General features: G+C 34.7%; 21 protein-coding genes. 12 read left to right on the top strand and 9 right to left on the bottom strand.

Annotated features, from left to right (window positions below):
* Positions 1–3: 3 nt before the first annotated feature.
* Positions 4–2451 (bottom strand): bifunctional aspartate kinase/homoserine dehydrogenase I, encoded by a 2448-nt coding sequence (thrA, locus tag G551_RS0101245; protein WP_027883862.1) that lies wholly within the window; start codon positions 2449–2451, stop codon positions 4–6.
* 282 nt (positions 2452–2733) lie between these two features.
* Between thrA and G551_RS0101250 the strand changes: the two genes are divergently transcribed.
* Complete coding sequence (locus tag G551_RS0101250; RefSeq protein ID WP_027883863.1) at positions 2734–4239, top strand: bifunctional ADP-dependent NAD(P)H-hydrate dehydratase/NAD(P)H-hydrate epimerase; 1506 nt, start codon at positions 2734–2736, stop codon at positions 4237–4239.
* An 82-nt stretch (positions 4240–4321) separates the two neighbouring features.
* Entirely contained in the window at positions 4322–5836 is a 1515-nt protein-coding gene (hutH, locus tag G551_RS0101255) for a histidine ammonia-lyase (RefSeq protein ID WP_027883864.1), read from the top strand.
* A 556-nt stretch (positions 5837–6392) separates the two neighbouring features.
* Here the strand turns inward: hutH and G551_RS0101260 are convergent.
* Both G551_RS0101260 and G551_RS0101265 read right to left on the bottom strand, forming a co-directional pair.
* Positions 6393–6758, bottom strand: coding sequence for a hypothetical protein (locus G551_RS0101260; protein ID WP_027883865.1), 366 nt, complete (start codon positions 6756–6758; stop codon positions 6393–6395).
* 74 nt (positions 6759–6832) lie between these two features.
* On the bottom strand, positions 6833–9397 hold the full coding sequence (locus tag G551_RS0101265) for an ATP-dependent Clp protease ATP-binding subunit (RefSeq protein ID WP_027883866.1): 2565 nt from the start codon (positions 9395–9397) through the stop codon (positions 6833–6835).
* A gap of 242 nt (positions 9398–9639) precedes the next feature.
* On the opposite strand from G551_RS0101265, the gene gyrA reads away from it, so the two are divergent.
* A complete protein-coding gene (gyrA, locus tag G551_RS0101270) occupies positions 9640–12174 on the top strand; it encodes a DNA gyrase subunit A (protein ID WP_027883867.1) in 2535 nt (844 codons plus the stop codon).
* A gap of 27 nt (positions 12175–12201) precedes the next feature.
* Entirely contained in the window at positions 12202–13440 is a 1239-nt protein-coding gene (locus tag G551_RS0101275; protein ID WP_027883868.1) for a tetratricopeptide repeat protein, read from the top strand.
* A gap of 63 nt (positions 13441–13503) precedes the next feature.
* Here G551_RS0101275 and G551_RS0101280 read toward each other — a convergent pair whose 3' ends face one another.
* Together G551_RS0101280 and G551_RS0101285 are read right to left on the bottom strand one after the other, a co-directional pair.
* The gene (locus G551_RS0101280) at positions 13504–14256 is read right to left on the bottom strand and encodes a C40 family peptidase (RefSeq protein ID WP_027883869.1); all 753 of its coding nucleotides are present in this window, start codon (positions 14254–14256) and stop codon (positions 13504–13506) included.
* 24 nt (positions 14257–14280) lie between these two features.
* Entirely contained in the window at positions 14281–15459 is a 1179-nt protein-coding gene (locus G551_RS0101285; RefSeq protein ID WP_027883870.1) for an acetyl-CoA C-acyltransferase, read from the bottom strand.
* Between the two features lie 116 nt (positions 15460–15575).
* Here G551_RS0101285 and G551_RS0101290 point away from each other — a divergent pair, with 116 nt between their 5' ends.
* The 4 genes from G551_RS0101290 to G551_RS0101305 all read left to right on the top strand — a co-directional run bounded on the left by G551_RS0101290 (position 15576) and on the right by G551_RS0101305 (position 19412).
* On the top strand, positions 15576–17633 hold the full coding sequence (locus tag G551_RS0101290; protein ID WP_027883871.1) for an HD family phosphohydrolase: 2058 nt from the start codon (positions 15576–15578) through the stop codon (positions 17631–17633).
* A gap of 23 nt (positions 17634–17656) precedes the next feature.
* Positions 17657–18532 carry a DUF72 domain-containing protein gene (locus G551_RS0101295; RefSeq protein ID WP_027883872.1) on the top strand — a complete coding sequence of 292 codons (876 nt, stop codon included), beginning with the start codon at positions 17657–17659 and terminating at the stop codon, positions 18530–18532.
* Complete coding sequence (locus tag G551_RS0101300; RefSeq protein ID WP_027883873.1) at positions 18529–18951, top strand: NUDIX domain-containing protein; 423 nt, start codon at positions 18529–18531, stop codon at positions 18949–18951. The genes G551_RS0101295 and G551_RS0101300 overlap by 4 nt, the downstream gene beginning before the upstream one ends.
* A gap of 62 nt (positions 18952–19013) precedes the next feature.
* On the top strand, positions 19014–19412 hold the full coding sequence (locus G551_RS0101305; protein WP_027883874.1) for an acyl-CoA thioesterase: 399 nt from the start codon (positions 19014–19016) through the stop codon (positions 19410–19412).
* Here the strand turns inward: G551_RS0101305 and G551_RS0101310 are convergent.
* Positions 19409–19696: a DUF3817 domain-containing protein gene (locus G551_RS0101310; RefSeq protein ID WP_027883875.1), complete on the bottom strand. Its 288-nt coding sequence runs from the start codon at positions 19694–19696 to the stop codon at positions 19409–19411. The two genes, G551_RS0101305 and G551_RS0101310, sit on opposite strands and share 4 nt — an antisense overlap.
* A 223-nt stretch (positions 19697–19919) precedes the next feature.
* Between G551_RS0101310 and G551_RS0101315 the strand changes: the two genes are divergently transcribed.
* From G551_RS0101315 to galE, 3 genes are read left to right on the top strand one after another with little or no spacing between them, the layout of a single operon-like run.
* Complete coding sequence (locus tag G551_RS0101315) at positions 19920–20456, top strand: PAS domain-containing protein (RefSeq protein WP_027883876.1); 537 nt, start codon at positions 19920–19922, stop codon at positions 20454–20456.
* The gene (locus G551_RS16515; RefSeq protein WP_156876730.1) at positions 20440–20559 is read left to right on the top strand and encodes a LuxR C-terminal-related transcriptional regulator; all 120 of its coding nucleotides are present in this window, start codon (positions 20440–20442) and stop codon (positions 20557–20559) included. The genes G551_RS0101315 and G551_RS16515 overlap by 17 nt, the downstream gene beginning before the upstream one ends.
* A gap of 37 nt (positions 20560–20596) precedes the next feature.
* A complete protein-coding gene (gene galE, locus G551_RS0101320; protein WP_036243063.1) occupies positions 20597–21613 on the top strand; it encodes a UDP-glucose 4-epimerase GalE in 1017 nt (338 codons plus the stop codon).
* Here galE and G551_RS0101325 read toward each other — a convergent pair whose 3' ends face one another.
* The 3 genes from G551_RS0101325 to G551_RS0101335 form a co-directional block, all read right to left on the bottom strand.
* A complete protein-coding gene (locus G551_RS0101325) occupies positions 21614–21772 on the bottom strand; it encodes a YqaE/Pmp3 family membrane protein (RefSeq protein WP_027883878.1) in 159 nt (52 codons plus the stop codon).
* 87 nt (positions 21773–21859) lie between these two features.
* A complete protein-coding gene (locus tag G551_RS15190) occupies positions 21860–22411 on the bottom strand; it encodes a M15 family metallopeptidase (RefSeq protein ID WP_229797290.1) in 552 nt (183 codons plus the stop codon).
* A 150-nt stretch (positions 22412–22561) separates the two neighbouring features.
* Positions 22562–22930, bottom strand: a complete 369-nt coding sequence (locus tag G551_RS0101335; protein ID WP_027883879.1) for a hypothetical protein — start codon at positions 22928–22930, stop codon at positions 22562–22564.
* Positions 22931–23194: 264 nt separating this feature from the next.
* Between G551_RS0101335 and G551_RS0101340 the strand changes: the two genes are divergently transcribed.
* Entirely contained in the window at positions 23195–24694 is a 1500-nt protein-coding gene (locus tag G551_RS0101340; protein ID WP_027883880.1) for a DEAD/DEAH box helicase, read from the top strand.
* Positions 24695–24697 lie beyond the last annotated feature (3 nt).

Here is a 24697-nt window from a genome sequence, read left to right on the forward strand (position 1 = left end):
TGCTTAATAATTTCCAATTCGTATAATATCGGCAAAAATTCCTGATGCCGTTACATCGGCTCCGGCTCCGGCACCTTTGATGATCAAGGGTTGTTCAACATATCTTTCGGTATAAAACAACACGATGTTGTCTTTACCTTCTAGATTGTAAAATGGGTGATGCTGCGGAATTTCTTCTAACCCAACACTTGCTTTTCCGTTATTAAATTGCGCGACGTATTTGAGTCGGCTATTGTTTTGTTGAGCGCTTTTGAATAATTGATTAAAATGTGATTTATGTTTCTCTAAACTTTTAAAAAATTCTTCAACATTTTCAGTTTTTAAACATTCTTCCGGTAAAAATGATTCATTTTGAATATCGTCTAATTCTAAGCTATAACCACTTTCACGAGCGAGAATAAGTATTTTTCGCATCACATCGATTCCGCTTAAATCTATTTTAGGATCTGGTTCTGTATAACCTTCAACTTGGGCTTGTTTTACCACCTCGACAAATTCGTGATCGTCATTAAAATTATTGAATACAAAATTTAAACTTCCTGAAAGAACCGCTTGAATTTTAGTGATCTTATCTCCAGAAGCTACTAAATTTTTCAAAGTATCGATAATCGGTAAACCGGCGCCAACATTCGTTTCAAATAAAAATGGAGCGTTGTAATCTCGGGAAAGTTGCTTTAGTTCTGCATAATTTTCGTAAGCTGAAGAACTTGCAATTTTATTACAGGTCACCACCGAAATACTATTTTTTAAATATTGCGCATAAGTAGCAGCAATAACATCATTAGCTGTGTTATCTACGAAAATACTGTTGCGTAAATTCATCGATTTTATTTTTTCAAAAAATAAATCTTTGTCGGCTTTTTCTCCATTTTCAAGTTGTGTTTCCCAGTTTTTAAGCGAAATTCCGCCTTCTTGAAAATGCATTTTTCGAGAGTTAGAAAGCGCGATTACGCGAACATTCAGTTTTAAATTCTCTTTTAAAAAATTCTTCTGTTGCTGAATTTGCTTTAAAAATTTAGCTCCAACATTTCCTACGCCCATCACAAATAGATTGAGTTGCTTGACGTTTTCTTCAAAAAATCGTTCGTGAAGCGTATTTAGAGCCTTTTTTACATCTTCTTTTTTAATAACGGCAGAAATATTTCGCTCTGAAGCTCCTTGAGCGATCACACGGATGTTCACATTATTTTTACCTAAAGCGCTAAACATTTTTCCGCTTAGGCCTTGATGACTTTTCATATTATCGCCTACCAATGCAATTATGGCCTGATCGTTTTCTACAAGAACCGGTTTTATGCGATGCAAAGAAATCTCGTAAGCAAAAGATTGGTCGAGCGCTTCTTTCGCTTTTTCTGCATCTTCACTGGCAATAGCAACACAAATGCTGTGTTCTGATGAAGCTTGTGTGATAAGCACCACGCTAATTTGGTTGACAGATAATACTTCAAAAAAACGTTTAGAAATACCCGGAATACCAACCATTCCAGGACCTTCGAGTGAAAGCAAACTAATATTTTCAATATGACTTATTCCACGAACGGGGCGATTTTTACCATTGGTGTTTTTGGTAATGAGCGTTCCTTTTTCATGGGGTAAGAACGTATTTTTGATATGAATAGGAATTTCTTTAGCTAAAACAGGCTGAATAGTTGGCGGATACAAGACTTTCGCTCCAAAATGAGAAAGTTCCATCGCTTCTTGATACGAAATCTCTTCAATAGCCTTTGCTTGCTTCACCAAACGCGGATTGGCAGTGAACATTCCGCTAACGTCAGTCCAGATTTTTAAAACTTCAGCATTTAAAGCAGCAGCAACAATCGCCGCCGTATAATCTGAACCGCCGCGACCCAAAGTGGTCGAATCTCCAGAAAGGGAAGAAGCCACAAAACCCGGCATTAAACAAACCTGTGCTTCAGCTTCAGCAATATTTTCAATTAGATTTTTCTGAGTGATTTCAAAATTTACTACCGCTTTACCGAATTGATTATTGGTTTTAATAAATTCTCTACTGTCTTTGTATGCACACGAAATTCCTTCCGCAGAGAAATAACTATGAATAATTTTTGAAGAGAGTAATTCGCCATAACCTAGAATTTTATCTAAAAGTTTCGGAGTGGTTTCGCCAATTAAAAAAGCGCCTTCTAATAAAGTTTCTAACGTATTGAGTTCTCGTTTTAAGAAACTCATCACCGAGCTTTGTTGTTGAACGGGAATTAATTTTTTGACAACCTCTAGATGTTTTTTTTCAATTAACATAAAGGTTTCGCGATATTCTTCTTTTTGTTGACTTGCTAAAAATGCGGAGTCTAGAAGTAAATCGGTTACGCCGCCAAGTGCTGAAACCACGACGCATAAGCGCTTAGATTTTGCTTGTTGTTGAACAATATTTTTTACGAGTTGTATATTTTCTGCATTCGCTACAGAAGTCCCTCCAAATTTGAGAACTTTCATAAGTTTTGCTTTTAGATGAAATGGAAAATGTGATTCGGTCTGTAAAAACAAACCAATATAACCTAAGGATGATATGAATTATTTATACCCCAAACGGGGTAATGGTAGTGATTGTAGAAATAGCAATACTGCCCGAAGTAGAAATTTCGGTAAATATTAAAGATATGTTATTGCTATGTATCATAAGAATGTATCCATCTCAAATGTATTACATTTATATAGAGAAACCAAGCGGTTTAGAGAAATTGATAGTTTAATAATTTTTGAAATATATTTTGAATAATGAAAATTTTTAACAAAGGAAAACTCAAGGAAGCTGATGAATTCACAATAAAAGAGCAAAATATTAGTAGTGACGAACTGATGGAGCGAGCGGCGATTCAGCTTTTTGGATGGTTAAAAACACAATTAAAAGAAAACCGACCAAAAATTAATTTGTTTTGCGGAATAGGAAATAACGGTGGCGACGGATTGGCTTTAGCGCGTTTATTGTTGAATGATGGTTATGAAGTAGAAGTTTATATTGTGAACTTTAGTGATAAACGATCGGATGATTTTCTGCTGAATTTAAAACGATTAAAAGAACATCAATTTTGGCCAGAATTTATTAATGAAAATTCAGATCTACCGGAATTAAATCAAGGGGAAATTGTAATTGATGCTATTTTCGGGATCGGTTTAAATCGGCCGGCAGAAGGTTGGATCAAAGAATTAATTCAGCATATCAATCAATCAAAATCTTATGTAATTGCGGTTGATGTACCTTCCGGGTTATATTTAGATAAAGCACCCGAAGTTCCTGAAGCAATTATAAAAGCAGAAACAACCATTACTTTTCAACTCCCAAAATTAGTTTTCTTTTTACCGGAAACTGCAGAATTTGCCGGTCGTGTAGAGATCGCAGATATTGGTTTAGACCAAAATTTTATTGCCAAAACAGCTTCAGAAGCCTTATTAATTCAGCAACACGACGCGCAACGTTTATATAAACCTAGAGGAAAATTTTCACATAAAGGTACGTTTGGGCATTGTTTAGTGGCCGGCGGAAGTTATGGCAAAATGGGAAGTGTTTTATTAGCGACCAAAGCAGCGTTAAGAGTTGGAGTAGGGAAAGTGAGTGCGTTAATCCCGAAATGTGGTTACGATATTTTACAATTAGGCATTCCGGAAGCGATGGTGATCACTGCTGAAAATGAAAAATTTTTAGAAAAAACGACTATCGATTTTACACCTGAAAGTATTTGTTTTGGGATTGGCGCCGGAAAAGAAGAAGCGACCAAAGAATATTTAGAACAGCTTTTAAAAGAAAGAACCGCTCCACTATTAATCGACGCAGACGGAATTAATATTTTAGCTGAAAACCAAGAATTGTTAAATTATTTGCCGGAAAAATCAATCTTAACGCCACATCCCGGAGAATTGAAACGTTTGCTAGGAGAGTGGGAAGATGATTTTGATAAACTGGAGAAAGCCAAAGCATTTTCTTTAAAATATAAAGTGATTGTAGTAATTAAAGGCGCATATACAATCACGATCGCCGATAAAAATTTATATATAAACTCTACAGGAAACCCGGGAATGGCAACTGCCGGAAGTGGCGATACCTTGTCGGGAATAATTGCTGGATTGGTGGCTCAAGGTTATGATGCAACCATCGCAGCGGTTTTCGGAGTTTACTTACACGGAAAAGCCGGTGATCTGGCAGCAGAAAAATTAGGTTTTGAAGCGGTAATCGCCGATGATCTTATTCAGCATTTGGGAGAAGCGTATAAAAGTTTGTTTGAATAATACTTAATAGTTGAGAAAAGACTTGGATATTTTGTAAGATATCTTCAATTTTGAAGCTCAATATTAACAATTGTTTAAAGAAATGAGAGAAACCCATTATATAAGTCGAGAAATTTTAGATCTACCTCAAATTCAGCAGATTCTAGAAGAAAATAAATTATTGGCATTAAGTGACGAAGCAAAATTAAGTATCGATAAAGCCAGAAATTACCTCGATCAAAAAATGGATGCTTCTCAGGAGCCTTTCTACGGAATTAATACCGGGTTTGGTTCTTTATGTAATGTGAAAATCTCTAGAGAACATTTAGTTCAGTTGCAAGAAAATTTAGTGATTTCTCATGCTTGTGGAACCGGCGATAAGGTGAATTCGAAAATCGTAAAGCTAATGTTATTGCTGAAAATACAATCCTTAAGCTACGGAAATTCAGGAATTACCCAAGAAGTGGTTTTACGCCTCATCGACTTTTTTAACGAAGATGTGTTACCGGTAGTTTACGAACAAGGTTCTTTGGGAGCTTCAGGAGATTTATCGCCATTGGCACATTTATCGCTTCCGCTTTTGGGTAGAGGTGAAGTTGAAGTAGATGGAAAAATTTATTCTTCCGCAGAAATTCTTCAGCAAAAAGGTTGGGAGAAAATAAATTTACGTTCCAAAGAAGGTTTAGCTTTATTAAACGGAACGCAGTTTATGAGCGCTCACGCCGTATTTTCTTTAATTGAAGCTTATAAATTATCGTATTTAGCAGATGCGATCGGAGCCGTTTCTGTAGATGGTTTTGATTGTAATCTTTCGCCTTTCGACCCGCTCGTACATTACGTGCGACCACATCGCGGACAAGTAAAAACTGCCGAACGCATCTTAGAATTTTTAGACGGAAGCGAAATTGCAGAAAAAGTAAAAGAAAGTATTCAAGATCCTTATTCATTTAGATGTATACCGCAGGTTCACGGAGCTACAAAAGATACGATTCGGTTTGTACATCAAACGGTGAAGACAGAGATTAATAGTGTTACCGACAATCCGAATATTTTTGTTGAAGAAGATAAAATTATTTCCGGCGGAAATTTTCACGGTCAGCCTTTGGCTTTAGCGATGGATTATTTAGCAATTGCTTTAGCAGAATTGGCAAATATTTCTGAACGTAGAATTTATCAATTAGTTTCTGGTTTACGTGATTTACCTATGTTTTTGGTAGACGATCCCGGTTTAAATAACGGGTTTATGATTCCGCAATATACCGCGGCGAGTATTGTAAGCCAAAATAAACAATTATGTACGCCTGCGAGTGTAGATTCGATTGTTTCTTCAAACGGACAGGAAGATCACGTGAGTATGGGTGCAAATGCTGCTACGAAATTGATAAAAGTCGTAGAGAATTTAAAATCGGTTTTAGCGATCGAATTGTTTAATGCTTCGCAAGCACTTTATTATCGCGAGCCATTACAATCTTCTAATTTTATTATGCAATTGGTAAACAGTTTTAGAGAAGAAGTTCCAGTAGTTAAGCAAGATAAAGTAATGGCAGAAGAAATTGCTAAGGCTAAACTCTATATCAATCAGTTTGGTATCGATCAAGAGATTTTGTTTGAAAATTAAAGATCATTAAAAAACGGCAATTAAATTTAATTGCCGTTTTTTAGTTGTAACTCTTTGCATACAATACTGCTTTTAAAGTCTTGATAGCTTTCAAAAGAATAGCAAGATATGGTGGTAAACACTTTAACAAATTCTAGATTCTGAAAATCGTTTTCTTTTTCAGAAATAACCGTTACCCATTTGGCGTGATTTTCGAATTTTTCTTTTTCATTAATGAGAATAGATGGATCGAAAGAGTAGGCATGATCAAGATTTTGCTTAATAATTAAGACACCAACTTTATGATCGTTGAAATGATTCTTTTTAATTTGAAATGATTGCTGAAGTAATTCAGCATCAAAATGGCATTCGTGTAATAGTTATAATTCTAAATGATCGTGATGAACAATTAAATTAGCATTAGTTAATTGATAAGTTTTCAAGGTAAATTTTGAAATTATTAGTTTATTTTTTTTGTCGTCGAGGATAATTCTTTTGAGTGAAACCAATATATGATGATAAATAATATTTGTTATTGATTAGTTGAAAATTTATTCAAAAGTACTTTAAGTCTGAATTATTCTTCAATCAAGCTTAGTGCATCTTCGTAATTTGTGAAAGAATAGACTTTTAAATTAGTCATTTGCTTTAAGTAGACTAAATTTTGAAATCCGGATTTATTGGGAGACACTAATGCGTACCATTTGAGATGGGTTTCGAACTGCGTTTTAAATTTCAAAAAAATTAGTGGATCAATAGAGTAGTAGTGATTTTGACCTTCACGAACCACAATTAGTCCTACAGGATCATCGTAATGAGAAATTTTTAAGTGTAATATTTGGAAGAAAACACTATTCTCTAAATGTGTTTCCGGTTTGATGAAAAGTTCGATATGATGAGCATATAACTTCATCGTAAAGCTATCCTGAATTACTTCTTTCATCTTAATATATTAAAAAATTAAACCCCATACTTTATATAAAATATGGGGTCTGTCTTTAAATTTTAAAAAATTATTTAAGATTCTTCAGTTTTAGCTTCAGATTTTTTGACATCAATAATTAATTCAGATTTTTCTTTATCTAAATCCATTACAACTTTATCGCCTTCTTCAATTTTAGAAGTGATAATTTCTTCAGCTAAAGCATCTTCAACATATTTTTGAATTGCTCTTTTTAATGGTCTTGCACCGTATTGCTGATCGAAACCTTTATCTGAAATAAAATCTTTCGCCTCTTTAGTTAATTCTAAATCGTAGCCCAGATCCTTAATTCTTACAAATAGTTTTTCTAATTCGATATCGATGATCTTATGAATATCTTCTCTTTCTAAAGCGTTGAAGATAACTACATCGTCAATTCTATTTAAAAATTCTGGAGCGAATGCTTTTTTAAGCGCATTTTCAATAACCCCACGAGCATTAGCATCTGCCTGATTTTTCTGAGATTGTGTACCAAAACCAACTCCTTGACCAAAGTCTTTTAGTTTTCTGGCTCCGATATTAGAAGTCATAATGATGATCGTATTTCTAAAATCGATTTTACGACCTAAACTATCGGTTAAATACCCGTCATCTAAAACTTGCAAGAGCATATTGAAGACATCTGGGTGAGCTTTTTCAACCTCGTCTAATAAAACTACTGCGTAAGGCTTACGTCTAACTTTCTCGGTTAATTGACCACCTTCTTCGTAACCAACATATCCCGGAGGTGCTCCAACTAATCTAGAGATGGCAAATTTCTCCATATATTCACTCATATCGATTCGAATGAGTGTGTCTTCATTATCAAATAATTCTTTGGCAAGAATTTTTGCTAATTGCGTTTTACCAACACCAGTTTGACCTAAGAAAATAAACGAACCAATGGGTTTGTTAGGGTCTTTAAGTCCTGCACGGTTACGTTGAATTGCTTTTACAACTTTATTTACCGCTTCGTCTTGACCAATTACTTTACCCTTTATTAGTTCTGGTAATTTGGCCAATTTGTTGCTTTCTGTTTGCGCAATTCTATTTACAGGGATACCTGTCATCATTGAAACTACATCGGCAACACTATCTTCAGAAACGGTTTCTTTATGTTGTTTAGACTCTTCTTCCCAACGTTCTTGAGCGATTTCTAATTCTTTTTCAAGATTTTTTTCATCGTCACGAAGTTTCGCTGCTTCTTCATATTTCTGTTTTTTAACCACAGAATTCTTTGTTTCACGAACTTCTTCAAGTTTTCTTTCTAAATCTAAAATACGTTTAGGTACTTCAATATTAGTAATGTGTACTCGAGATCCCGCTTCATCTAAAGCATCGATAGCTTTGTCTGGTAAAAAACGATCGGTCATATAACGATTTGTCAATTTCACACAAGCTTCGATTGCTTCTGGAGTATAATTTACGTTGTGATGACTTTCGTATTTTTCTTTGATATTGTTTAAGATTTCAATGGTTTCATCAACCGAAGTTGGTTCAATGATCACTTTTTGAAATCTTCTTTCTAAAGCTCCATCTTTTTCGATATGCTGTCTGTATTCGTCTAATGTTGTGGCACCAATACATTGTAATTCACCTCTAGCTAAGGCAGGTTTAAACATATTGCTGGCGTCTAAACTTCCGGTAGCGCCACCGGCTCCAACAATGGTGTGAATTTCATCAATGAAAAGAATAATATTGTCATTCTTCTCTAATTCATTCATTACCGCTTTCATACGTTCTTCAAACTGTCCGCGATATTTAGTTCCAGCAACTAAACTTGCTAGATCTAAAGTTACTACACGCTTGTCGAAAAGAATTCTACTTACTTTTCTTTTTACGATGCGTAATGCTAAACCTTCAGCAATAGCACTTTTACCAACACCAGGTTCACCAATAAGTAATGGATTGTTTTTCTTACGTCTACTTAAAATTTGAGAAACGCGTTCAATTTCTTTTTCACGACCAACTACGGGATCTAATTTTCCTTCGTCGGCCATTGCGGTAAGGTCTCTACCAAAATTATCTAATACCGGAGTTTTAGATTTTTTATTGGTTTTTGTGTTTCCCGTATTGCCACTACCTCCAAACGGATTGTTTCGAGTAGTATCGCCAGAAGCAGTATCGTCATCAGAAAATGATTCTGAAGTCGGTCCTTCTGTATAATCTTTATCTTGTGTTATCATTGATTTAAATTCATCTTTCACATTATCGTAATCTACTTTCAACTTATTTAAAAGTTTAGTAGTTGGGTCATTCTCATTTCTAAGAATGCATAAAAGTAAATGTGCTGTATTAATAGACGAGCTCTGAAATAATTTAGCTTCTAAAAAAGTAGTTTTTAAAGCACGTTCTGCCTGTCTTGTTAAATGCAAGTTTTTCTTATCGTTAGAAACTACTGCACTTTCAGGATTAGCAGGACTTAAAATCTCTACTTTTCGCCTTAAGTGATCTAAATCTATGTTTAAGGTATCTAATATATCTATGGCTTTACCATTGCCATCACGTAATAGTCCAAGCACTAAATGCTCGGTCCCAATAAAATCGTGACCTAAGCGTAAAGCCTCTTCTTTACTATATGTGATTACATCTTTTACTCTAGGTGAAAAATTATCATCCATCTCTAATCTCCTCTAATTATTAAACATTTTAATGGTTTCAAAAACCATGCCTGTTTACAAGCACCAAGCTAATAGACAAAAATATCTGCTAAAATCAAAGCTTTTGCAAGTTTTCTTATTAACCGGGCTGTAATAAATTTTTGTTAATAAAATATACGTAAACTTACCAAGTATGGCTTTAAATTACTCATATTTTACGTAAATTGCCACGTTAGAAATATAAATTAACCAAAATTAATTTTATGGCTGAAGGAGAGAAGTTAATTCCTATCAACATTGAAGATGAAATGAAATCGGCATACATCGATTATTCGATGTCGGTCATTGTGTCACGTGCGCTGCCAGATGTGCGTGATGGTTTAAAGCCAGTTCATAGAAGAGTATTATTTGGAATGTACGAATTAGGCGTACTTTCTAATCGAGCATATAAAAAATCAGCAAGAATTGTTGGAGAAGTTTTAGGTAAATATCACCCACACGGTGATACCTCTGTTTACGATACAATGGTACGTATGGCTCAAGAGTGGAGTTTACGTTATATGTTAGTCGACGGTCAGGGTAACTTTGGTTCGGTAGATGGCGATAGCCCCGCAGCAATGCGTTATACCGAGGCTAGAATGAGAAAGATTAGTGAAGATATGTTAGCCGATATCGATAAAGATACGGTAGATCATACCTTAAACTTTGATGATACCTTAAAAGAACCATCTGTTTTACCTACAAGAATCCCAAACTTATTAGTGAATGGAGCTAGTGGTATTGCCGTAGGTATGGCTACTAATATGCCACCACATAACTTATCTGAAGTGGTCGATGGTACTGTTGCTTATATCGACAATCACGATATTGAGGTAGATGAACTTATCGAGCACGTAAAAGCTCCAGATTTTCCTACTGGTGGAATTATCTATGGTTACGATGGCGTAAGAGAAGCTTTTAAAACAGGACGCGGTCGTGTAGTCATGCGCGCAAAAGCAAATGTTGAAGAAGTTAATGGTAAAGAATGTATCGTAGTAACTGAAATACCTTACCAAGTGAACAAAGCAGATATGATCAAGAAAACTGCTGATTTGGTAAACGATAAAAAAATTGAAGGGATTTCTCTAATTCGTGATGAATCGGATAGAAACGGTATGCGTATCGTTTATATCTTGAAGAGAGATGCCATCCCTAATATTGTTTTAAATACACTTTACAAGCATACCGCTTTACAATCATCTTTCAGTGTCAATAATATTGCTTTAGTAAAAGGACGTCCGGAAATGTTGAATCTAAAAGATATGATTCAATATTTTGTGGAACACCGTCACGAAGTAGTAGTAAGACGTACCGAATTTGAATTAAAGAAAGCAGAAGATCGTGCACACATCTTAGAAGGATTAATTATTGCTTCAGATAATATTGATGAAGTAATTGCATTGATCAGATCTTCTAACAATGCCGATGAAGCAAGACAAAAATTAATCGATCGTTTTGAATTAACAGAAATTCAAGCCAAAGCGATTGTAGAAATGCGTTTAAGACAACTTACCGGTCTTGAGCAAGATAAATTACGTGCAGAATATGATGAATTGATGGAAACCATCAAAGATTTAAAAGAAATTCTTGCAAGTAAAGAACGTCGTATGCAAATCATTAAAGATGAATTGCTAGAAGTAAAAGAAAAATACGGTGACGAGCGTAGATCGACCATCAATTTTGCCGGGGGAGATCTAAGTATTGAAGATATGATCCCAGATGAGCAAGTAGTGATCTCTATTTCTCACGCCGGTTATATTAAACGTACACCGCTTTCAGAATACAAAAAACAGAATAGAGGAGGCGTTGGTTCTAAAGCTTCAACAACGAGAAATGAAGATTTCTTAGAATATTTATTTGTTGGGACTAATCACCAATACATGATTTTCTTCACTCAAGAAGGAAAATGTTTCTGGATGCGCGTTTACGAAATTCCTGAAGGAAGTAAAACTTCAAAAGGAAGAGCTATTCAGAACTTGATCAATATTGAACCGCAAGATAAAGTAAAAGCCTTTATTTGTACACAAGACCTGAAAGATGAAGAATACATCAACAGTCATTATGTGATTATGGCGACTAAAAAAGGTCAAGTGAAAAAGACTTCGTTAGAACAGTATTCACGTCCGCGTACTAATGGTATTAATGCGATTACCATCAAAGAAGGAGATGAGTTGCTTTCTGCGAAATTAACTACAGGTGAAAGCCAAGTTATGTTAGCGCTTAAATCTGGTAAAGCGATTCGATTTGAAGAAGCGAAGACTAGACCAATGGGAAGAAATGCCAGTGGGGTAAGAGGAATTACCTTAGCACACGACAAAGATGAAGTAGTAGGAATGATCGCTGTTGAAAACCCAGATGAAGAAACGGTATTAGTTGTTTCTGAAAATGGTTATGGTAAACGTACTTACATTAACGATCCTGAAACCGGAGATGAAATTTACAGAATTACTAACCGTGGTGGTAAAGGGGTAAAAACTATTTCGGTAACCGATAAAACGGGTGAGTTAGTGACCATTAAATCTGTTACCGATAATGATGATTTAATGATTATCAACAAATCAGGTATTGCTATTCGAATCGCTGTAGAAGATTTACGCGTAATGGGTAGAGCAACACAGGGAGTTCGATTGATCAACTTAAAAGGTAACGATTCTATTGCAGCAGTTGCTAAAGTGATGAATGAAGATGATGAAGACGATGAAATTTCTGATGTTAATGAAGATGGCACAGCTGTTGATACAAGTGGAGAAGAAGAATAAATAATCTTAAACCAAAACAATAAAAAAATGAAAACAAAAATTTTAGCAGTGGGCTTATTATTAGCGGGAACTGCAGTTTTTGCACAAAAAAAAGAAATTAAAAATGCTGAAAAAGCTATCGATAAAGAAAACTATAGCGAAGCAAAAAGCATTTTAACTTCTGTTGAAAGCCAAGTAGCTGGTGAAAAAGATAAGGTCAAAGAGGATTACTATATGGCTAAAGGAAATGCTTATATGGGGAAACAACCCCAAAAGCAATCTGCGGCTGATTTAAAAATTGCCGGAGAAGCATTTAAGATGGCGATGGAATTGGGTAATGATGATGCAAAAGCAAGTTTAGGTAAAGTAAGAAACGCATTAGTAAACTCTGCTATTGCAGATCAAAATGCTCAGAAGTTTTCAGATGCCGCTAAAAAATTATACACTTCCTATGATTTAAATAAAAAAGACACGATTCATTTGTATTATGCAGCTGCAAATGCTACCAACGGAAAAGATTACGCAAAAGCTTTAGAATATTATAAAGCTTTAGCTGATATGAATTTTTCTGGTGCAGGAACAGATTACTATGCAGTAAATAATAGTACTGGTGAAAAAGAGAAATTTGGCGATGAAAAACAAAGAGATCTTTATCTAAAATCTGGAGATTATAGCAATCCAACTGAAGAGAGTGTACCTTCTAAAAGAGCAGAGATCACCAAAAATATTGCTTTAATTTATATTGAAGAAGGAGAAACGGAAAAAGGATTACAAGCTATTAATGAGGCAATGGAAGAAAATCCAGACGATACCTCTTTAATGTTAGCACAAGCAGATATTTATTACCAATCTGGTGATAAGAAAAAATATTCCGAGATTGTTGAAAAGGTTTTAGAAAAAGATCCTAATAATGCTTCATTATATTATAATTTAGGAGTTACAGCAATGCAGATGGATGCTCCAGAAAAAGCAATTAAATATTATAAAAATGCTATTGAAATTGATCCTAAGATGGCAAGTGCTTATGTGAACTTAGGTTCTTCAATTTTAATGAAAGAGCAATCGATCATTGATGAAATGAATGGTTTAGGAATGAGTAAAGCAGATAATAAAAAGTATGATGAACTTCAAAAAGAGCGTACTTCACTTTATGAAAAAGCAGTTCCTTATTTAGAAAAAGCTGTAGAATTAGACGCTAATAATGCTCAAGCAATTCAGACTTTAGTAAATATTCATTCACAATTAGGAAATGAAGATAAAGTAGCTAAATATAAAGCAATGCAGTAATTCACTGAATTGAATTTAAAAAAAGCTCCGAAATATTTCGGAGCTTTTTTTATGCTAACATTTTTAAATCACCTTCTTGATCACTCTTAAATTATGGGAGTATTGGTTGGTGTCGACATTAAAAATTCCGCTATGATCGATTCGGTCTATTCTTACTTTTCCGTGTGCGTGAATAATGTAGTTGTCTTGCATAATTATTCCTACGTGAATTATATCTCCTTCAGCATTATCGAAAAATGCTAGATCACCGGGTTCACTCTCTTCGATAAAACTTAAGGCTTCTCCTTGTTTTGCTTGTTGCGAAGCATCTCTGTAAAGTTGATACCCATTTAAGCGATACACCATTTGCGTAAAACCGCTACAATCGATACCAAACGGAGTTTTTCCGCCCCATAAATAAGGTGCATTTAAATAGAGGTAAGCGATTTTAAGAATGTTCTCTTTGGGTTGAAGACCAACAATGCGTTGTCCTTCAAATTCTAAGTGAAGATGCTCTAAAAAATTCAATTTAGCACCTAAAGAAATAGGAGTGAGGGCTTGTGTTTTTGGTTCTACCGCAAAATCGACAAGATCGATCGAAAGTTCTTCTGCAGAAGATTCTAACAAGGCATAATTCTCTTCTTCGAGATCTAAGTATTGTTTATTATCGATCCAACCTTCATATTTATCGAATGCAATACGGATTCTGCTCCATTTTTTTCTTTTTTCTAAGACCTTGAAATGCTCTCCAAATAATAATTGAGAAACCATTTCACTCGTATCGGTAGGTTCTAAACGTACCGGCACAATGTTTAGATGACAAATTCCGTATTGCATGAAATCAATTTTCCTGCAAAAATATTAATTTCTTTCAATAATCATTGCAGATGCGCCACCACCTCCGTTACAAATTGCAGCAGCACCTACTTTTGCGTTGTTTTGTTGAAGCACATTCATAAGGGTAATTAAGATCCTAACTCCCGAACAACCAAGCGGATGCCCAAGTGAAACTGCACCGCCATTTACATTTACGTTCTCGTCTGATAATCCTAAAATTTTCATATTTGCTAAGCCAACCACAGAAAAAGCTTCATTAAATTCAAAATAATCTACATCATCAATGGCAATTCCTGCTTTTGCGATAGCTTTTGGTAAAGCTTTAGAAGGTGCTGTGGTAAACCATTTAGGCTCTTGCGCAGCATCGGCATAACTTTTAATCGTCACTAATGGAATTAAACCTAACTCGTCTGCTTTTTCTTTACTCATAAGCACAACCGCTCCGGCACCATCATTAATGGTGGAAGCATTTGCGGCAGTTACGGTTCCTTCTTTGGTGAAAGCGGCGCGTAGTTGCGGAATCTTTTCCATTTTGATGTTCTTAAATTCTTCATCTTGGCTTACCACAACCGGCTCGCCACGTCGTTGAGGAACTTCCACAGGAACTACTTCATTATCAAATTTTCCTTCATCCCAAGCTTTTTTAGAACGTACATAAGATTTAATCGCAAATTGATCTTGCTCTTCACGAGAGAAACCGTGCTCTTTTGCACATAAATCGGCAGAAACTCCCATTGCTTGATGATCGTACGCATCGACCAAGCCATCTTTTTGCATCCCGTCTTCCATCGTTTTCGGACCAAATTTTTGTCCGTTTCTCAAATGCATGTAATGTGGGATCAAACTCATATTTTCCATTCCGCCGGCAACAATAATATCGGCATCACCTAAGGCAATTGCTTGCGCGCCTTGCATCACCGCTTTTAGCCCTGAAGAACATACTTTATTTACCGTTGTACAAGGAACACTGTCTGGGATTCCTGCACCTAGTGCGGCTTGTCTTGCAGGAGCTTGCCCAACACCAGCTTGTACTACATTACCCATTAATACTTCTTGTACTAATTTAGGCTTTAAATTAATTTTTTCTAAGGCTCCTTTTATCGCTACAGCTCCTAATTGAGTAGCAGGAATCGTTGATAAACTCCCTAAAAAACTACCGATTGGCGTTCTTGCAGCACTCACAATAACTACTTCTTTATTCATTATTTCTTAATTTTTGTTTTTATTTTTTACGAATTTAATAATTTTAAGCAGAACAGACGATTGGTTTAGAGGTTAGCTTTTAACTTTTTACTACATTTGATTTCGAATAAAAATTTATGAGCAACTTCGTTAATAGTATTTATAAGAATCAGGCTTTAATTTATAAGGTTTTTCTTTATTTATTAACCACGGCCATTATCGTGTATTTGTTTCCGAAGGGAAGTAAATTTAAGTACGAATATTCTAAAGGGCAACCTTGGCAATATGAAAATTTATACGCGCCTTTTGATTTTGCGATTTTAAAATCTGAAGATGAAATTGCTGAAGAAAAGGAAGAGATTCGCAACAAGCATACGCCTTACTACGATTTTAACGAAGACATTCCTAAACAAGTTACCAATTCTCTCGATGCTGAAATAAATTCAGTGTTTTCTGATAGTATTATCGATCGTGATGGCGTTCGATTAATAAAATTTACGCGTAGAACTTTAGACGATTTATACAAAGACGGTTTGCTTCAAGAAATTAAGCCATTTAAATCGAGTAGAATTGTCTATTTAATGAAAGGAAATGAGGCGGAAGAAGTGGTTTACAGCAGTATTGTAAAACAAGACGGTCTACGCTCTTACATTAATAGTAAAATTGAAATCGCAGGTTTACAGAAATATGAAAACCAATTAACCGAATTATTTTTTGACATTGTACAACCTAACGTAAGTTTAAATGAAGAGTTAACCCGACAAGATCTTCAGTCTAAATTAAACGCAATTTCTTATACCCGCGGAATCGTCAACCAAGGTTCTCGAATTATCGCTAGAGGAGAAGTGATCGATGGGAATAAACTGGGCATTTTAAATTCACTTAAAAAAGAATACGAATCTAAAGTCTGGTCGAGTTCCAGTTACTACGTGGTGGTTTTTGGTTACGTTTTATTGGTTTCTTTAGCGTTATTGATGCTGTTTTTATTCATCAAAAAATACAGATCAGATATATTCGATAACAACACTAAGGTTACCTTTATATTTTTCAATATTCTTTTCGCGGTAATGATGACGGTTGGCGTGATGAAATTTAATGTGAAATACGTTTACGTCGTTCCGCTTTGTATTTTACCGCTTACGTTAAAAGCCTTTTTCGATGCGCGATTAGGTTTATTTGCTCACGTAATTACCGTACTTATTTTAGGTTTTATTGTACCGAACAGCTACGAATATATGTTCTTGCAGATTATTGGCGGTATCGTTACTATTTTAACGGTTTCAGAATTATATAAACGAGCCAATTTATTTGTAAGTGTCGGGCAAATTACGGCAATCTATATTTTTGCCTATTTTTCGTTCACGATCATTCAAGAAGGAGATTTAAGTGAAATTAATTACGAAACTTTCATCATTTTCTTGATTGGTGGTTTTGCAACGCTTTTTGTACAACCTTTAATTTACGCCTACGAGAAGTTATTTGCTTTAGTTTCAGATATGTCGCTGTTAGAATTGTCTGATACCAATTCAAAATTATTAAAAGAACTTTCGAACAAAGCACCGGGAACGTTTCACCATAGTTTGAATGTGGCAAATTTAGCGGAAGCTGCCGCCAATGAGATCGGTGCCAATTCAATGTTAGTGCGTGTTGGAGCTTTATATCACGATGTAGGAAAAATGTCGAATCCTACTTTTTTTACTGAAAATCAGACGACTTCAGTTAACCCGCACGACGAGTTAGAACCTAAAGAAAGTGCCAGAATTATAATCAATCACGTAATTCACGGTATCGAAATTGCGAAAAAACACAACTTGCCCGATCGTTTGATCGATTTTATACGAACGCATCACGGGACGAGTTTGGTTTTCTATTTTTATAAGAAAGAAAAGCAACGTTTAGAAGGAACCGATGAAGAAGTGAATCCGGAAGATTTTAGATACCCGGGACCGGAGCCTTTTAGTAAAGAAACCGCCATTTTAATGATGAGTGATAGCGTTGAAGCCGCGAGCAAAAGCTTAAAAGAACCCACCGCAACGCTTATCGATAATTTTGTAGAAAAGATTATCGATAAACAGATGGATGAAGGTCAGTTTTTAAATGCCGATATTACCTTTAAAGAAATTCAGATAATTAAGAAAGTTTTAAAACGAAAGTTGAAAAACATTTATCATCTTCGAATTGAATATCCAGAATAAGCTTCAATTTAAACCAATCTGTTATGAAATTTGGAAAAGTAGAAGATCCCGGAAGTATCGATTTTACGCTTCCGCCAGATCACCCGCAAACAAAAGAAGTACTTCAAAATTTTGCGCCTCAATCTTTCAATAACGTAAGTATTGGTTGTGCTAAGTGGAATCGTAAAGACTTAAAAAACTTTTATCCGCGTGGCACCAAAGAAGAGTTGACTTATTATTCAACCCAATTTAATAGTATCGAATTAAACGCTACATTTTACCGAATATGGCCGGTAGAGCAATTTCAAAACTGGAGAGATAAAACGGGAGACGATTTTAAGTTTTTTCCTAAAGTTCCTCGACTTATTAGTCATATAAAACGTTTAGCGAACGCCGACGAATTAGTGACCGATTATACGGCTAATTTACTAGGTTTAGAGCAAAAGTTAGGAATGGTTTTTCTGCAAATGCCCGAGAACTTTCAAACAAAATGGATGGAGCGTTTACCGGAGTTTTTCAAAAAATGGCCACGTGAAATTCCACTCGCTTTTGAAGTTCGTCACCAAGATTGGCATCAGGATGAAGCGGTGAGCGACGAGTTAAATTCAATATTAAAAGAATACAACATTGCCAATGTAATTACCGATAGCGCGGGAAGACGAGATTTATTGCACATGCGTTTAACCAGTGATACCGCTTTTATTCGTTACAACGGGGCAAACCATGATTCAGATTATACGCGCTTAGACGATTGGGTCGATCGGTTAGAAGATTGGTACGATCAAGGATTAAAAAATGTTTACTTTTTTGTGCATCAAAACTTAGAAGAAGCTTCACCATTACTTTCGGCTCATTTCATCAAAAAAATGAACGAACGTTTTAACTTATCGATCAAAATTCCACAAACCTTGAACAAATGAAACAAGACCTTGCGATTACTGTAGATGCGGTTGTTTTTGCTGAAGAAAATGAACATTTATACTTGTTAGTGATCAAACGAAAAAACGATCCTTTTCAAGGAAAATGGGCGTTACCCGGTGGTTTTTTAGAAGAAGATGAATTGTTGCATACCGGATGTTTGCGAGAGTTAGAAGAAGAAACGGGATTGCAATTAAAAGAAATGCAGCAAGTTGGTATTTATGATGAAATAGATCGTGACCCTCGAGGAAGAACTTTATCGATCGCTTTTACGACAAAACTTCAGCAACGAAAAGAAATTAAAGGAAGTGACGATGCAGAAGAAGCACAGTGGATTTTGTTAGATAATCTTAAAGAACTTGCTTTTGATCATCACAAAATCATCAACGACGCTTTAGAGAAATTACAAATAACTCGATAGTTTTTCTTAATTCAAATTGAAGTTATTTCAGCTTAAAAACAACTAACTTTACCATAAAAAATATGAGATTTCACACGAGAAAATGGGTAAAACCCGAAGATTTAAATCCTAATGGAACTTTATTTGGAGGTCGTTTGTTAGAATGGATCGATGAAGAGGCCGCTTTATACTCAATTATTCAGTTAGAAAACCAGAAAACGGTAACGAAATATATGAGTGAGATCGATTTTCAAAGTTCTGCAAAACAAGGTGATATTGTAGAAATTGGTATTGAAGTGCTAAAATTTGGAACTGCTTCGTTAACTTTAAAATGTGAAGTGCGAAACAAAATGACTCGCAAACCTATTATTAAAGTCGACAAAATCGTCATGGTAAGCTTAGACGAAGAGGGAAAAGCCAAACCGCATGGTAAAACTAAAGTAGAGTTTGTAAAAGACCGTTTAGCTGACGATGAACGTTAGTTAGACGGTAAATACTTTTTATCGGCGTAAAAAGGTCCAAAAGGTAAAACTGAACAAAAAATTACGATCGCTAAGGTTTTAAACGACCAGTTGAGCTTTTCGTACATAAAATAAGCGCCTATAATATACATCACAAATAAAATCCCGTGTGCCATCCCGACGATTCTTACCATTTCTGGAGTATCCCAAATATATTTTAACGGCATTGCGATGAGTAGAAGAACAAGAAAAGAAATCGCTTCGAGAATACTAATTATTTTAAAGGCTTTTATTTGGTAATCCATCTTAAAAATTTTCAGCAAAAATAACGAAAAGCTTAAGTATAAACTATCATTTTTCTAGTAAAAGAATAGTTGTTAAAGCCTTTTAGAATCATTTTTTGAGATGATAAAATTTTGATATAATGAAATGATTTTTACAAAAATAAGCTTCAGTTTAAAATTATTTAGTCTAAAATAGATACCTTTATCAAGTCTTTTTTATAAAATCTTAGAATAATTTATTTAGATGAATACAAATAGTTTAAAGGTGGTAACTAATATTTGGTCTAAAATTGCCAAAAATGCGACTACCAAAGAACTAGAAAAAATAGAAATAGAGATCTATAAAAAGATGCTTAACTTTTTTCAAGTAGGCGATTTTGCTTATATGATCTTGAATCTTTCCACCGCAAAACTGGAATATATTAGTGAAGAAATTGAAAAACTTAATGGTTATAAAAATTCTGAATGTGATTTAGATTTTTTAATCAATTCTATTCATCCCGATGATTTTCCGAATTTTATTTCTTTTGAATCGACCTCACTCAAGTTTTTTCTTGAATTACCAGTTGAAAAAATGATGAAATATAAGATCAGGTATAATTACAGACTGCGAACTAAATCTGGAGAATATAAAAAAGTTTTGCAGCAAATTATGCCCATTCAGGTAGATGAAGAAGGCAATATGCTAAGAACCTTCGTGATCTTAACCGATATTTCTCATTTAAAAGATAATCATAAAATGAAGTTATCGTACATCGGTTTTGATGGAGTTATGTATTAGTGTAAATACGGTGGCAACTCATCGTAAAAACATTCTCAAAAAGACAAAAACACACAATGTTTTAGATTTAGTAAAAAATGCGATCGATAAAGGGTGGATTTAATTATAAATTTTATCTTTAAAACAAAAACTTGAGAAATATGAAAATATTAGTCACCGGAGGTCTAGGTTTTATTGGGTCTCATACTGTTGTCGCTTTGCTAAATGAAGGTTTTGAAGTAGTTATCATCGATAACCTTTCTAATTCATCTATCGGAGTTTTGGAAGGCATCACAAAAATCACCAATAAATCTCCGGAGTTTCATAAAATAGATTTAAGAGATAAAGATCGCGTAGAGCAATTTTTTGAAGAACACCAAGACCTTGAAGGTATCATACATTTTGCCGCTTCTAAAGCAGTAGGAGAAAGTGTTGAAAAACCTCTTTTGTATTATGAAAACAATATAAATACATTGGTTTATATTCTTCAAGAGATGAGAAGAAAAGAACTTTCTAATTTTATTTTTAGCTCTTCTTGTACGGTTTACGGTCAGGCAGATGAATTACCGATTACAGAAAATGCTCCGGTAAAGCAAGCAGAATCACCTTATGGTAACACAAAGCAAATCGGAGAAGAGATCATTAGAGACTTTGCAAAAACAAATAATTCGTTTAAAGCTATTGCACTGCGTTATTTTAATCCGATTGGGGCTCATCCAACTGCAGAAATTGGAGAATTGCCTATTGGTACTCCACAAAATTTAATTCCGTATATCACGCAAACCGCTGCAGGAATTAGAGCAGAACTATCTGTATTTGGTGACGATTATCCTACAGAAGATGGTACGTGTATTCGAGATTATATTCACGTGATGGATTTAGCCGAAGCTCACGTAGTTGCTCTGCAAAGACTAATAAAGAATAACAATAAGAAAAATTATGAAGTATTTAATTTAGGTACGGGTAAAGGAAATTCTGTGCTTGAAGTTGTAAATACTTTTGAAGAAGTTTCTGGTAAAAAACTTCCGCATAAAATTGTAGCTAGAAGAGAAGGAGATGTAATTGCAGCCTATGCAGACACTACTAAAGCAAATTCAGACTTGGGCTGGACAGCACGTTTTAATCTGGAAGATGCTTTGGCAAGTGCTTGGAAATGGCAACAAAAGCAGCCAAGTTAATTATCTTTTACTAGTCACGTAAAACGCGTGAATTACGCCCGGAAGCCAAAAGATTAAGGTTAAAATAAGGTTGATTAAAAAATCTTTACCTAAGCCTTTGTTTACAAAAACGCCTAAGGGTGGTAAGATAATATTTAAAATAATAGTTAGTAAAGACATTGTTTTTGTTTTTTATTTAAAACTAAGCAATGTTTTTTTACTGTAATAAAGATTATAGATAAGTATAACAGCTATTTAACTAATGTGTTAAGGACAGTTGAATTCTATATCGTAAACAGGGTAACTGTAAGCCCTCCCAAAATCGTAATGCCACCATTCCGTTCTAATCGTGTGAAAACCGAATTTCTTTAAGCCTTCTCGCAGTAATTTTCTATTCGCAAGAACCTTAGCAGGTAATTTTTTGTAAGCTTGATGAGCTTCTTCTCCAAAATGATCATAACCGGTTCCCATTTCTAATGGCTTCCCATTTTCTTTATTCACTAGCGTCAAGTCTACTGCCGCGCCACGATTATGTACCGATTTTTTAGTGTAGGGATTAGCCACATAACGAGCATCGGGATAAATTTTCCACATCTTTTTTTGAGCACTTAAAGGCCGATAACAATCAAAAAGTTTGATTTGATAACCTAAATCACAAAAATAATTATTGGCTTTTGCTAAAGCTTCAGCTACTTCTGGTAATAACAAACATTTTTCACAATCGTAAATAGGTTGTTCTAAAAAGTTGTTTGCAGTCGCATATCGAACATCGTAGGTAAAACTATCGTCATAATTTTCTAGATCGATAAAATGACTCAAGCTGTCTTTAGTTTGTGAAAAAACATATAACGGGAAACAGCATAAGATAACCAAAAGCATTCTCATACTTATAAATGTAAACATCATTGTGGGGAAAAATAAAAAAGCCTTCTTAAAAAGAAGGCCGGTGTTGTTAAATTTTAGTAAAAATTAGTCTTCGTAAGCCTGAAGCGCTTCATTGTATTCTCTAATTTCTTCAATATTCATTGGGTTTTCAGCGTTTTTAATAAGGTTGATTAGGTACATCAAACTCTCATCGGCGCTAAACTCTTGTGTGCTAAACTCTTCTTCTTCACCTTCAATAGGCTCATCTTCCGGGATTGGGATATCGAACGTATAATTTTCTTCTAAATGTTCGTATGTTAAACGTAAAGCTTTGGCAACCACAGGAAGCTTTTCTTCCACAGCGTAAGGGCGTAGTAGCTTTAAATCTTCAACTAATGTATTGGTAATAATACCGGCGTGATCTAAATCGTCTAAGATCTTTTTGATTAATTTCTGAGCTTTAGGATTATTCAAAATCGAGTTTTTTAAAGGTTAACGGGTTACAAAAATAAATTTTTAATACTTCCTTTCTTTATAAATTTTAAAAAATGTAGATATTTTTTTCAAGACAATCATCGAAATAATCGTTGACCATTTTTATAATCTTATAAGGCTTTGACTGTGAATAAACTAAAATTAAATTGAGATTTTAGGGGTAAATATTTCAATAAACCTTTAAAACTGATTAATTTTGCAGGGTTTTATTTTAAGAATTACAAGAAGAGGAGATAACGATTTATGGCTGAAAAAGTGGCAGAAAAGAAATTATACGACTATCAAGAAGCAGATTTACAGAAGATATTTTCATATCTAAATGAGGCGCCAGATAATTTTAATTTATTATATCAACTTCCTACAGGAGGTGGTAAAACGGTGGTGTTTTCTGAAATCGTTAGAAGATATATCGAGCAAACCAATAAAAAGGTAGTGATTTTAACTCACCGTATTGAGCTTTGTAAGCAAACTTCTAAAATGCTGAAGGGTTTCAACGTTAACAATAAGATCATTAACAGTAAGGTTAAAGAATTACCCGATCAAGACGAATATCAATGTTTTGTGGCCATGGTAGAAACTTTAAATAACCGTTTAAGTGATGATAAATTAGAAGTTTCTGATGTTGGTTTAGTGATTATTGATGAAGCGCATTATAACTCGTTCACGAAGCTATTTAAATACTTCGAAGAATCTTTTATTTTAGGAGTAACTGCTACACCGTTAAGTTCGAATATAAAATTACCGATGAAGGATAATTACCAAGAACTTATTGTAGGTAATTCTATTCCTTCGTTGATTGAAAAAGGCTTTTTAGCACGTGCAAACACCTATAGTTACGATGTTGGTTTAACTTCGCTACAAGTCGGGATTAACGGAGATTACACCGTAAAATCTTCAGAAGATCTATATACGAATTTTTCGATGCAAGAGAAGCTCGTGCAAGCTTACGAAGAGCGTTGTAAAGGTAAGAAAACATTAATCTTTAATAACGGTATTAATACCTCGTGGTATGTTTACCAAACCTTTAAAGATGCGGGTTACGAGATTAGGCATTTAGACAATACGCATAGTAAAAAAGAACGTAAAGACATTTTGCGCTGGTTTAAAGAGAAACCGGATGCTATTCTAACTTCGGTAAGTATTTTAACCACCGGTTTTGATGAACCTACTGTTGAAAATATTATTCTTAACCGAGCAACTAAATCTCTTACCTTATATTATCAAATGATCGGGCGTGGTTCTCGTAAATTACCGGGTAAAGATGAATTTAGCGTAATTGACCTTGGGAATAATGCTGCTCGTTTCGGACTTTGGGATGCTCCGGTAGATTGGCAATTGATCTTTAAGAACCCGGATTATTTCTTAGAGAACATCACTTCAGATGAAGATATTGAACGTGAGTTTAAATATAAAATGCCGGAAGAAGTTCGGGAGATGTTTAAAAACTCTGATAATATTGAATTCGATATTAAAGAAGCTTATGAAGCGGCTGTAAACAACGGAGAGAAATCGAAAAAAGTATTAGAAGAATCGATCGACCAACACGCGCAAATGTGTGCAGAAAATAGTGAAGATGTGTTTGATGCCAGAATTTTAGCTCGTGAGTTAGACGATGATATTCGTGATCGTGTAAAACGTTATTCTCGTTGTATCATTAATAACACCAAGAACTATAGAGATTGGTTATTTGAAGATTATAACCGTAAATTAAGATCTAGAATCAATGAAATGTTTCAGGATTAATTA

It is taken from the genome of Mesonia mobilis DSM 19841 (genome assembly GCF_000423405.1).
GTDB classification, from domain to species: Bacteria; Bacteroidota; Bacteroidia; order Flavobacteriales; family Flavobacteriaceae; genus Mesonia; species Mesonia mobilis.

What these genes read in the sequence shown, in the direction of transcription:
- thrA (WP_027883862.1), bottom strand. Translation starts at nt 2,451, where the DNA reads ATGAAAGTTCTCAAATTTGGAGGGACTTCTGTAGCGAATGCAGAAAAT.
- G551_RS0101250 (WP_027883863.1), top strand. Translation starts at nt 2,734, where the DNA reads ATGAAAATTTTTAACAAAGGAAAACTCAAGGAAGCTGATGAATTCACA.
- hutH (WP_027883864.1), top strand. Translation starts at nt 4,322, where the DNA reads ATGAGAGAAACCCATTATATAAGTCGAGAAATTTTAGATCTACCTCAA.
- G551_RS0101260 (WP_027883865.1), bottom strand. Translation starts at nt 6,758, where the DNA reads ATGAAAGAAGTAATTCAGGATAGCTTTACGATGAAGTTATATGCTCAT.
- G551_RS0101265 (WP_027883866.1), bottom strand. Translation starts at nt 9,397, where the DNA reads ATGGATGATAATTTTTCACCTAGAGTAAAAGATGTAATCACATATAGT.
- gyrA (WP_027883867.1), top strand. Translation starts at nt 9,640, where the DNA reads ATGGCTGAAGGAGAGAAGTTAATTCCTATCAACATTGAAGATGAAATG.
- G551_RS0101275 (WP_027883868.1), top strand. Translation starts at nt 12,202, where the DNA reads ATGAAAACAAAAATTTTAGCAGTGGGCTTATTATTAGCGGGAACTGCA.
- G551_RS0101280 (WP_027883869.1), bottom strand. Translation starts at nt 14,256, where the DNA reads ATGCAATACGGAATTTGTCATCTAAACATTGTGCCGGTACGTTTAGAA.
- G551_RS0101285 (WP_027883870.1), bottom strand. Translation starts at nt 15,459, where the DNA reads ATGAATAAAGAAGTAGTTATTGTGAGTGCTGCAAGAACGCCAATCGGT.
- G551_RS0101290 (WP_027883871.1), top strand. Translation starts at nt 15,576, where the DNA reads ATGAGCAACTTCGTTAATAGTATTTATAAGAATCAGGCTTTAATTTAT.
- G551_RS0101295 (WP_027883872.1), top strand. Translation starts at nt 17,657, where the DNA reads ATGAAATTTGGAAAAGTAGAAGATCCCGGAAGTATCGATTTTACGCTT.
- G551_RS0101300 (WP_027883873.1), top strand. Translation starts at nt 18,529, where the DNA reads ATGAAACAAGACCTTGCGATTACTGTAGATGCGGTTGTTTTTGCTGAA.
- G551_RS0101305 (WP_027883874.1), top strand. Translation starts at nt 19,014, where the DNA reads ATGAGATTTCACACGAGAAAATGGGTAAAACCCGAAGATTTAAATCCT.
- G551_RS0101310 (WP_027883875.1), bottom strand. Translation starts at nt 19,696, where the DNA reads ATGGATTACCAAATAAAAGCCTTTAAAATAATTAGTATTCTCGAAGCG.
- G551_RS0101315 (WP_027883876.1), top strand. Translation starts at nt 19,920, where the DNA reads ATGAATACAAATAGTTTAAAGGTGGTAACTAATATTTGGTCTAAAATT.
- G551_RS16515 (WP_156876730.1), top strand. Translation starts at nt 20,440, where the DNA reads ATGGAGTTATGTATTAGTGTAAATACGGTGGCAACTCATCGTAAAAAC.
- galE (WP_036243063.1), top strand. Translation starts at nt 20,597, where the DNA reads ATGAAAATATTAGTCACCGGAGGTCTAGGTTTTATTGGGTCTCATACT.
- G551_RS0101325 (WP_027883878.1), bottom strand. Translation starts at nt 21,772, where the DNA reads ATGTCTTTACTAACTATTATTTTAAATATTATCTTACCACCCTTAGGC.
- G551_RS0101340 (WP_027883880.1), top strand. Translation starts at nt 23,195, where the DNA reads ATGGCTGAAAAAGTGGCAGAAAAGAAATTATACGACTATCAAGAAGCA.